General features: G+C 55.0%; 7 protein-coding genes and 1 pseudogene. 6 read left to right on the plus strand and 2 right to left on the minus strand.

Translation table 11 applies throughout. The annotated features are described in order from the left end of the window. Together ACZAHD_RS19195 and fre are read left to right on the plus strand one after the other, a co-directional pair. Nucleotides 1-394, plus strand: a pseudogene (locus ACZAHD_RS19195) (3-octaprenyl-4-hydroxybenzoate decarboxylase); the annotation flags it as partial. Between the two features lie 55 nt (nucleotides 395-449). Then, complete coding sequence (gene fre / locus ACZAHD_RS19200) at nucleotides 450-1,151, plus strand: NAD(P)H-flavin reductase (RefSeq protein WP_004869682.1); 702 nt, start codon at nucleotides 450-452, stop codon at nucleotides 1,149-1,151. A 273-nt stretch (nucleotides 1,152-1,424) separates the two neighbouring features. Here the strand turns inward: fre and fadA are convergent, their stop codons facing one another. Together fadA and fadB are read right to left on the minus strand one after the other, a co-directional pair. Next, nucleotides 1,425-2,588, minus strand: coding sequence for an acetyl-CoA C-acyltransferase FadA (gene fadA, locus ACZAHD_RS19205; protein ID WP_462458194.1), 1,164 nt, complete (start codon nucleotides 2,586-2,588; stop codon nucleotides 1,425-1,427). Between the two features lie 9 nt (nucleotides 2,589-2,597). Continuing rightward, nucleotides 2,598-4,787: a fatty acid oxidation complex subunit alpha FadB gene (gene fadB / locus ACZAHD_RS19210; protein WP_462458195.1), complete on the minus strand. Its 2,190-nt coding sequence runs from the start codon at nucleotides 4,785-4,787 to the stop codon at nucleotides 2,598-2,600. Between the two features lie 191 nt (nucleotides 4,788-4,978). On the opposite strand from fadB, the gene pepQ reads away from it, so the two are divergent. Genes pepQ through hemG form a run of 4 tightly spaced genes read left to right on the plus strand, consistent with a single transcriptional unit; the run spans nucleotide 4,979 to nucleotide 8,962 of the window. After that, a complete protein-coding gene (gene pepQ / locus ACZAHD_RS19215; protein ID WP_462458196.1) occupies nucleotides 4,979-6,310 on the plus strand; it encodes a Xaa-Pro dipeptidase in 1,332 nt (443 codons plus the stop codon). Further along, nucleotides 6,310-6,924 carry an IMPACT family protein gene (locus tag ACZAHD_RS19220; protein ID WP_462458197.1) on the plus strand — a complete coding sequence of 205 codons (615 nt, stop codon included), beginning with the start codon at nucleotides 6,310-6,312 and terminating at the stop codon, nucleotides 6,922-6,924. The genes pepQ and ACZAHD_RS19220 overlap by 1 nt, the downstream gene beginning before the upstream one ends. Nucleotides 6,925-6,965: 41 nt before the next feature. After that, nucleotides 6,966-8,417 (plus strand): Trk system potassium transporter TrkH, encoded by a 1,452-nt coding sequence (gene trkH, locus ACZAHD_RS19225; protein ID WP_462458198.1) that lies wholly within the window; start codon nucleotides 6,966-6,968, stop codon nucleotides 8,415-8,417. 11 nt (nucleotides 8,418-8,428) lie between these two features. After that, complete coding sequence (gene hemG / locus ACZAHD_RS19230) at nucleotides 8,429-8,962, plus strand: menaquinone-dependent protoporphyrinogen IX dehydrogenase (RefSeq protein WP_462458199.1); 534 nt, start codon at nucleotides 8,429-8,431, stop codon at nucleotides 8,960-8,962. Nucleotides 8,963-9,154: the final 192 nt, after the last annotated feature.

The following is a 9,154-nucleotide window of genomic DNA, read 5'->3' on the forward strand; positions in this document are numbered from 1 at the left end:
TTATCGTCTGGCCGTGGTCACGATGAAGAAACAGTACCCCGGACACGCCAAGCGCGTCATGATGGGCGTCTGGTCATTCCTGCGCCAGTTTATGTACACGAAGTTCGTGATCGTCTGCGATGATGATGTCAATGCGCGCGACTGGAACGACGTGATCTGGGCGATTACTACCCGTATGGACCCGGCTCGTGATACGGTACTGGTAGAAAATACGCCGATCGATTATCTGGATTTTGCCTCGCCGGTTTCCGGCCTGGGTTCAAAAATGGGGCTGGATGCCACAAATAAATGGCCAGGCGAAACCCAGCGTGAATGGGGTCGTCCTATTAAGAAAGATCCTGAGGTGACGGCGCGCGTTGACGCCATCTGGGATGAGCTGGCTATCTTTAAATAACAGTAAGCGGGGCTAACGCCGCTGTTTTGCTCTATAGACCCGACAGAGGGGACGCATGACAACCTTAAGCTGTAAAGTGACCTCGGTGGAGGCAATTACCGATACCGTGTATCGCGTTCGATTAGTGCCGGAAGCGGCGTTTTCTTTCCGCGCTGGTCAATATTTGATGGTGGTAATGGATGAGCGCGACAAGCGTCCGTTCTCTATGGCTTCCACACCGGCGGAGCAGGAATGTATTGAATTGCATATCGGCGCCTCTGAGCTCAACCTGTATGCGATGGCGGTGATGGATCGCATTCTGAAAGAGCGTGAGATCGAGGTTGATATTCCGCATGGTGAGGCCTGGCTGCGTGAGGACGAAGATCGTCCGCTCATTCTCATCGCCGGAGGCACCGGCTTCTCCTATGTGCGTTCTATTCTGCTCACGGCGCTGGCTCGTAACCCGAACCGCGATATCGCAGTGTACTGGGGCGGTCGCGAAGCGAAACATCTCTACGATCTGGCAGAGCTGGAAGCGCTGAGTGTGGAGCATCCAGGGCTGCGTGTCGAGCCGGTTGTGGAACAGCCGGAAGAAGAGTGGCGTGGGCGCTCTGGCACCGTATTGACCGCGGTACTGCAGGACTATGGCACTCTGGCGGAGCATGATATTTATATTGCCGGCCGCTTCGAGATGGCAAAAATTGCCCGCGAGCTGTTCTGTAATGAGCGTAATGCCCGCGAAGATCGTCTGTTCGGCGATGCGTTTGCCTTTATCTGATTCTCACTCCCTCTTCTTCAGGGAGAGGGGCGAGAACGGTAGAAATAAAAAACCCGCCCCTGACAGGCGGGAAAAACGGCAACTAAATTGCTCTCTCTTGTCATTATCACCATCACTGCGTTGGCTGCACTTATTCACCCGAATCACTTACGCTGTGTAAGCTCATCGGGATGAATAAGGGACATCCGTATCCCTCACCGCAGGCAGCCTTCGGCTGTTCAAATTCGTTTGCCGCCTTGTTCTGGCACCAATGGCTTTGAGATAACTCTTTAATCAAACTCGCTCGAATACCGTGGCGATACCCTGACCTAAACCAATACACATGGTGGCAAGACCAAACTGTGCGTCTTTGCGCTCCATCTGGTTAATCAAGGTGGTACTGATACGCGCGCCCGAGCAACCGAGCGGGTGACCCAGGGCAATCGCGCCGCCGTTGAGATTGATCTTCTCGTCGATCTGCTCCATCAGGCCAAGATCTTTAATGCACGGCAGAATCTGCGCGGCAAACGCTTCGTTCATTTCAAAAACGTCGATATCGCTGGCAGTCAGTCCGGCTTTTTTCAGCGCCAGCTTTGATGCCGGTACCGGACCATAGCCCATAATCGATGGGTCACAGCCAACCACCGCCATGGAGCGCACGCGGGCGCGAGGTTTCAGCCCCAGTTCGCGGGCACGGCTTTCGCTCATTAATAACATGGCGGCTGCGCCGTCGGAGAGCGCGGATGAGGTACCTGCCGTGACGGTGCCGGTTACCGGGTCGAATGCGGGTCTTAACGCCGCCAGCGCTTCCACGGTGGTTTCCGGGCGGATCACTTCGTCATAGCTAAATGACTTCAGCACGCCGTCGGCATCATGGCCGCCTGTCGGAATGATTTCCGCTTTAAATGCGCCGGACTGCGTTGCGGCCCATGCGCGAGCGTGAGAACGTGCGGCAAACTGGTCCTGCATTTCCCGGCTGATGTTGTGCAGACGCGCCAGCATTTCGGCAGTCAGCCCCATCATACCGGCCGCTTTTGCCACGTTACGGCTCAGACCCGGGTGAAAATCCACGCCGTGACTCATCGGGACGTGTCCCATATGCTCCACGCCGCCAATCAGGCAGATGCTGGCGTCGCCGGTCATGATCATGCGCGCCGCATCGTGCAACGCCTGCATGGATGAACCGCACAGACGGTTGACCGTTGTGGCCGGTACCGAATGCGGAATTTCGGCCAGCAGCGCTGCGTTACGCGCAATGTTGAAACCTTGCTCCAGCGTTTGCTGTACGCAACCCCAGTAGATATCGTCAATCGCGGTCGGATCAAGCGACGGGTTACGTGACAACAGGCTACGCATCAGATGCGCAGAGAGATCTTCCGCGCGCACGTGGCGAAAAGCGCCGCCCTTCGAACGGCCCATCGGGGTGCGAACTGCATCAACAATGACAACCTGTTCCATGGTGACTCCTTAAGCCGTTTTCAGAATGCCCGCCGGGCGGGCTGGTTCTACCGGGGGATAATAGGGTTCGTTATGGCGTGCTTTATTACGCAGTCCTTCCGGTACTTCGTACAGCGGACCGAGGTGTTGATACTGCTGCGCCATATCGAGATATTTTGCGCTGCCCTGGGTATCCAGCCAGCGGAATGCGCCGCCGTGGAACGGAGGGAAGCCGAGACCATAAACCAGCGCCATATCTGCTTCCGCCGGGCTGGCGATAATGCCTTCCTCCAGGCAGCGGACCACTTCGTTGACCATCGGAATCATCATCCGGGCGATAATTTCATCGTCGCTGAACTCACGTTTTGCCTGACTGACTTCCGTCAGCAGCGTGTCGACTGCCGGATCTTCTTCTTTCTTCGGTTTGCCTTTACTGTCTTCTTTATAACGCCAGAAGCCGAGACCATTTTTCTGGCCGAAGCGACTGGCATCGAACAGCGCGTCAATCGCGTCGCGATAATCTTTTTGCATGCGTTGCGGGAAGCCAGCGGCCATCACTGCCTGCGCGTGGTGTGCGGTATCGATGCCCACCACGTCGAGCAGGTATGCCGGGCCCATTGGCCAGCCGAACAGTTTCTCCATTACCTTATCGACCTTGCGGAAGTCCGCGCCATCGCGAAGCAGTTGGCTGAATCCGGCAAAGTAGGGAAACAGCACACGGTTGACGAAGAAGCCGGGGCAGTCGTTAACCACGATCGGCGTTTTGCCCATTTTGCTCGCCCAGGCCACGACTTTTGCGATGGTGTCATCTGAGGTTTTCTCACCGCGAATCACTTCGACCAGCGGCATACGATGCACAGGGTTAAAAAAGTGCATCCCACAGAAGTTTTCCGGTCGTTGCAGGACGCTGGCCAGCTCACCGATCGGAATCGTTGAGGTGTTAGAAGCCAGAACCGTATCCGGGCGGACTTTCTCTTCCGTTTCCGCCAGCACGGCCTTTTTCACTTTCGGGTTCTCGACGACAGCTTCGACTACGACATCTACGCGCTCAAAGCCAGCATAATCGAGGGTCGGGTGAATCGTGCCAATAACGCCAGCCAGCTTCAGCCCATCAATCTTGCCGCGCTCAAGCTGCTTGTTGAGCAGCTTAGCGGCTTCGTTCATGCCGAGCGTCAGCGATTTGTCGTTGATATCCTTCATGATCACCGGCACGCCTTTCCACGCGGACTGATAGGCGATACCGCCACCCATAATCCCGGCACCCAGCACGGCGGCCTGTTTTGGCGTCTCAACGTTTTTAGTCAGCTTCTTCGCTTTGGCTTTGACGTACTGATCGTTAAGGAAGATCCCGACCAGCGCGCGGGCCTCTTTGGTGTGCGCTAGCGGGACAAAACTTTGGTTTTCCAGATTCAGGGCTTCTTCGCGGCCACAACGAGCGGCCGCTTCGATGGTTTTTACCACCGTCATCGGCGCCGGATAGTGTTTCCCGGCGGTCTGCGCCACCATGCCTTTGGCGATGGTGAAGCTCATGGCCGCTTCAATTTTACTGAGTTTCAACGGCTCCAGCTTCGGCTGGCGCTGCGCTTTCCAGTCCAGCTCGCCGTTAATGGCCTGACGCAGAATGGCGACTGCGCCATCGCGCAGTTTCTCCGGTTTGACGATGCCGTCAACGAGGCCGATCTTCAGCGCCTGATCGGCACTGACGTCTTTCCCTGCGGCAATAATTTCCAGCGCGCTATCGGCGCCGAGCAGACGCGGCATTCGTACTGAGCCGCCGAAGCCCGGCATGATACCCAGTTTGGTTTCCGGCAGGCCAATACGCAGATCCGGCGTAGCCAGACGGTAGTCCGTCGCCAGCACGCACTCGCAGCCGCCGCCCAGCGCATAGCCGTTCACCGCTGAAATAGTGGGCACCGGTAAATCTTCCAGACGGTTAAAGACGCTGTTGGCAAAATGGAGCCACTGGCTCAGTTGCTCCTGCGGTACCAGGAACAGGGACAGAAATTCGGTAATGTCGGCGCCGACGATGAAGGCCGCTTTCCCGGAGCGCAGCAGCAGCCCCTTAAGATTTTGTTGTTTTTCGAGCACGTCCAGCGCCTCACCGAGGCTGGCTACGGTTGCGGTATCAAGCTTGTTCACCGAGCCGGGAGCATCGAACACCAGTTCGGCAATGCCATCTTCCAGCCAGTAGAGGTACAGGTTGTCGCCTTTGTAGAGCATGTCAGTCTCCTGAATCCAGCAATGTGATCTGGTCGTACCAGATGCAACGGAGTGTGGGATTTATGTTAAAGAATTGCAAATGAGTCTTTAAATAAATGCTGGTCTGATCACACCCGGCGGAAATCACCCTGCCCGGGACCGATGTGCTAAGATGCGGTGAATTACGAACTACTAAAAGCAAAGGATGAAAGATGGAATCACTAGCCGCGCTCTATAAAAATCATATTGTTACCTTACAAGAACGTACCCGTGATGCTTTAGCCCGTTTTAATCTTGATGCGTTACTGATTCACTCCGGTGAGCTGATCAATGTCTTCCTGGACGATCATCCGTACCCGTTTAAGGTCAACCCGCAATTTAAATCCTGGGTCCCGGTGACGCAGGTGCCAAACTGTTGGCTGCTGGTTGATGGCATCAACAAACCGAAACTGTGGTTTTACCTGCCGGTCGATTACTGGCATAACGTTGAACCGCTACCGACCTCGTTCTGGACGGAAGAGGTTGACGTGATTGCCCTGCCGAAAGCCGACGGCATTGGTAGCCAACTGCCTGCTGCGCGCGGCAATATCGCCTATATCGGGCCGGTGCCGGAGCGAGCGCTCGGGCTGGAGATCGCGGCGAGTAATATCAACCCTAAAGGGGTGATTGATTTCCTGCACTACTACCGTTCCTTTAAGACCGATTATGAGCTGGCGTGCATGCGTGAAGCGCAGAAGTCGGCGGTTAACGGGCATCGCGCGGCCCACGAAGCATTCCTCTCCGGAATGAGCGAATTCGATATCAACCAGGCATATCTGACGGCCACCGGTCATCGCGATACCGATGTACCTTACAGCAATATCGTGGCGCTTAACGAACATGCCTCTGTGCTGCATTACACAAAACTGGATCACCGTGCGCCGGCAGAAGCGCGCAGCTTCTTACTGGATGCCGGGGCGGAATACAACGGCTACGCGGCAGACCTGACGCGTACCTGGGCGGCACACGGCGATAATGACTTTGCACATTTGATTAAAGACGTTAACGATGAGCAACTGGCTCTGATTAGCACGATGAAGGCTGGAAAAAGCTATGTGGATTACCATATCCAGTTCCACCAACGCATCGCTAAACTGTTACGTAAGCACCAGATCGTGACCAACATGAGCGAAGAGGCCATGGTTGAAAACGACCTGACCGGGCCGTTTATGCCGCACGGTATCGGTCATCCGCTGGGCCTGCAGGTCCATGATGTGGCAGGTTTCATGCAGGATGATACCGGTACCCATCTGGCGGCGCCGTCGAAGTACCCCTATCTGCGCTGCACGCGTATTTTGCAGCCGCGTATGGTGCTGACCATCGAGCCGGGCATCTACTTTATTGAATCTCTGCTGGCACCGTGGCGTGAAGGGCAGTTCAGCCACCACTTTAACTGGCAGAAAATTGAAGCACTGAAGCCGTTTGGCGGCATTCGTATTGAAGATAACGTCGTCATCCACGAAAACAGTGTTGAAAATATGACGCGTGACCTGAAACTGGCGTAATGGAAAGTTGGTTGATACCGGCCGCGCCGGTGACCTTTGTCGAAGAGATCAAAAAAAGTCGTTTTATCACGCTGTTGGCACATACTGACGGCGTGGCAGCGGCAAAGGCGTTTGTTGAGTCTGTCAGGGCGGAGCACCCTGACGCCCGTCATCATTGCGTGGCGTGGGTGGCCGGGCCACCCAATGACTCTCAACAGCTGGGTTTTTCCGACGATGGTGAACCGGCAGGCACGGCGGGTAAACCGATACTGGCGCAACTGATGGGCAGCGGCGTCGGCGAAATAACGGCCGTCGTGGTACGCTACTACGGCGGCATTTTGCTGGGCACCGGTGGTCTGGTTAAAGCGTATGGCGGCGGCGTTCATCAGGCGCTTGCCGGGCTGACAACGCAGCGCAAGACGCCGCTGACCGCATATACTTTGCAGTGTGAATACGGGCAGTTAGCCGGAATTGAAACGCTGTTGGCTCAGTTCTCAGGGCAAATTGTCGACAGTGACTATCAGGCCTTCGTTAAGCTTCGTGTGGCACTTCCGCAAGCTGAAGTGGCCTCTTTTTCGACAAAGCTGGCTGATTTTAGTCGTGGTTCGTTGCAATTACTGAAGATTGACGAATAATCCCCACCTGATTTTTTTGCATACCAAAGGAAGCGCCAGAGATGCATTTTCGCGCCATAACCCGAATCGTTGGACTGTTGGTCATTTTGTTTTCGGGGACGATGATCCTGCCGGGATTGGTGGCCCTGATATACCGTGATGGCGCGGGGCGGGCGTTTACCCAGACCTTTTTTGCCGCTCTGGCAATAGGCTCTCTGTTATGGTGGCCGAACCGTCGTGAAAAGGGCGAACTGAAATCCCGCGAGGGTTTTCTGATCGTCGTACTCTTCTGGACCGTGCTGGGCAGCGTCGGTGCGCTACCGTTTATTTTCGCCGAACAGCCTAATCTGACGATAACAGATGCGTTTTTTGAATCATTCTCAGGCCTGACCACCACTGGCGCCACCACGCTGGTGGGGCTGGACTCTTTACCTCATGCCATCCTCTTCTATCGACAGATGCTGCAGTGGTTTGGCGGTATGGGGATCATTGTGCTGGCGGTAGCAATCCTGCCGATACTGGGCGTCGGCGGGATGCAGCTGTATCGGGCGGAAATGCCGGGGCCACTGAAGGACAATAAGATGCGCCCGCGTATCGCCGAAACGGCCAAAACGCTCTGGCTTATCTACGTGTTGTTGACGGTAGCCTGTGCACTTGCGCTCTGGTTCGCGGGTATGCCGGCATTTGATGCTATCGGTCACAGCTTTTCGACTATCGCGATTGGCGGCTTTTCTACGCATGACGCCAGCGTAGGGTATTTTAACAGTCCTACCATTAATACGATTATTGCGGTTTTCCTGCTGATCTCAGGCTGTAACTATGGCCTCCATTTTTCATTGCTTAGCGGACGCAGTTTGAAGGTGTACTGGCGCGATCCTGAATTCCGCATGTTTATTGGTGTCCAACTGACACTGGTGGTGATTTGTACGCTGGTGCTGTGGTTGCATAATGTGTACAGCTCGGCGCTGACGACGCTGAATCAGGCTTTCTTTCAGGTGGTCTCAATGGCGACGACGGCGGGCTTTACCACCGACAGCATCGCGCGCTGGCCGTTATTCCTGCCGGTGCTGCTATTGTGCTCGGCGTTTATTGGCGGTTGTGCCGGGTCGACGGGCGGCGGGCTGAAAGTTATCCGTATACTACTGTTGTTCAAGCAGGGGAACCGCGAGCTCAAGCGTCTGGTGCATCCGAATGCGATATACAGTATTAAGTTAGGCAATCGTGCGCTGCCGGAACGTATTCTGGAGGCGGTGTGGGGATTCTTTTCTGCCTATGCGCTGGTGTTCATTATTAGCATGCTGGCGATCATTGCGACCGGAGTGGATGACTTTTCTGCTTTCGCCTCGGTTGTGGCAACGTTAAACAACCTCGGCCCAGGACTTGGTGTAGTGGCGGACAACTTCGCGACAATGAACCCGGTCGCGAAATGGATCTTGATTGCTAATATGCTGTTTGGTCGTCTGGAAGTGTTCACCTTACTGGTGCTCCTTACCCCCACTTTCTGGCGCGAATAACAGGAGTGCTTGTGAAAACGTTGATATTATTCTCCACCCGCGATGGGCAGACGCGTGAAATTGCCGCCTTCCTGGCCTCTGAGTTGAAAGAGCTGGGTATCGATGCGGATACGGTTAATCTCAACCGTACTGAAGAGGTTGAATGGCGCCACTACGATCGTGTGGTGATTGGCGCCTCGATTCGTTACGGGCACTTTCATCCTGCGCTGGACCGTTTCGTGAAGAAACACCTGCAGTCGTTGAATGCGCTGCCGGGGGCATTTTTCTCGGTCAATCTCGTGGCGCGTAAGCCAGAGAAGCGCACGCCGCAGACAAATAGCTATACGCGTAAGTTTTTGCTCAATTCACCATGGCAGCCGCAGCGCAGTGCGGTGTTTGCCGGTGCGCTGCGCTACCCGCGCTATCGTTGGTTCGATCGCTTCATGATTCGTCTGATAATGAAGATGACTGGCGGTGAAACGGATACCAGTAAAGAGGTCGTGTATACCGACTGGAAGCAGGTTGCCAATTTTACGCGAGAAGTCGCACAAATGACGAGCAAATAGCACGTAAAATGGGCGTGCTGGCGGGATTTTGAGCGGTTGAAAAGTTTTTTTAAAACAGGGCTTGTCAACGTCAGAGAACTCCCTATAATGCGCCTCCACTGACACGGAACAACGGCACGCAAGCCGCCGGGTCAGCAGGGTTTCTGCGGAAATTCTGCCGGAGAAAAGCAAAAATAAATGCTTGACTCTGAA

This window comes from Raoultella sp. (assembly GCF_039594335.1).
Classification (GTDB): Bacteria; Pseudomonadota; Gammaproteobacteria; order Enterobacterales; family Enterobacteriaceae; genus Klebsiella.

Bases quoted from the DNA above. Each gene is read 5' to 3' on its own strand.
- fre (WP_004869682.1), top strand. From the start codon at position 450: ATGACAACCTTAAGCTGTAAAGTGACCTCGGTGGAGGCAATTACCGAT.
- fadA (WP_462458194.1), bottom strand. From the start codon at position 2,588: ATGGAACAGGTTGTCATTGTTGATGCAGTTCGCACCCCGATGGGCCGT.
- fadB (WP_462458195.1), bottom strand. From the start codon at position 4,787: ATGCTCTACAAAGGCGACAACCTGTACCTCTACTGGCTGGAAGATGGC.
- pepQ (WP_462458196.1), top strand. From the start codon at position 4,979: ATGGAATCACTAGCCGCGCTCTATAAAAATCATATTGTTACCTTACAA.
- ACZAHD_RS19220 (WP_462458197.1), top strand. From the start codon at position 6,310: ATGGAAAGTTGGTTGATACCGGCCGCGCCGGTGACCTTTGTCGAAGAG.
- trkH (WP_462458198.1), top strand. From the start codon at position 6,966: ATGCATTTTCGCGCCATAACCCGAATCGTTGGACTGTTGGTCATTTTG.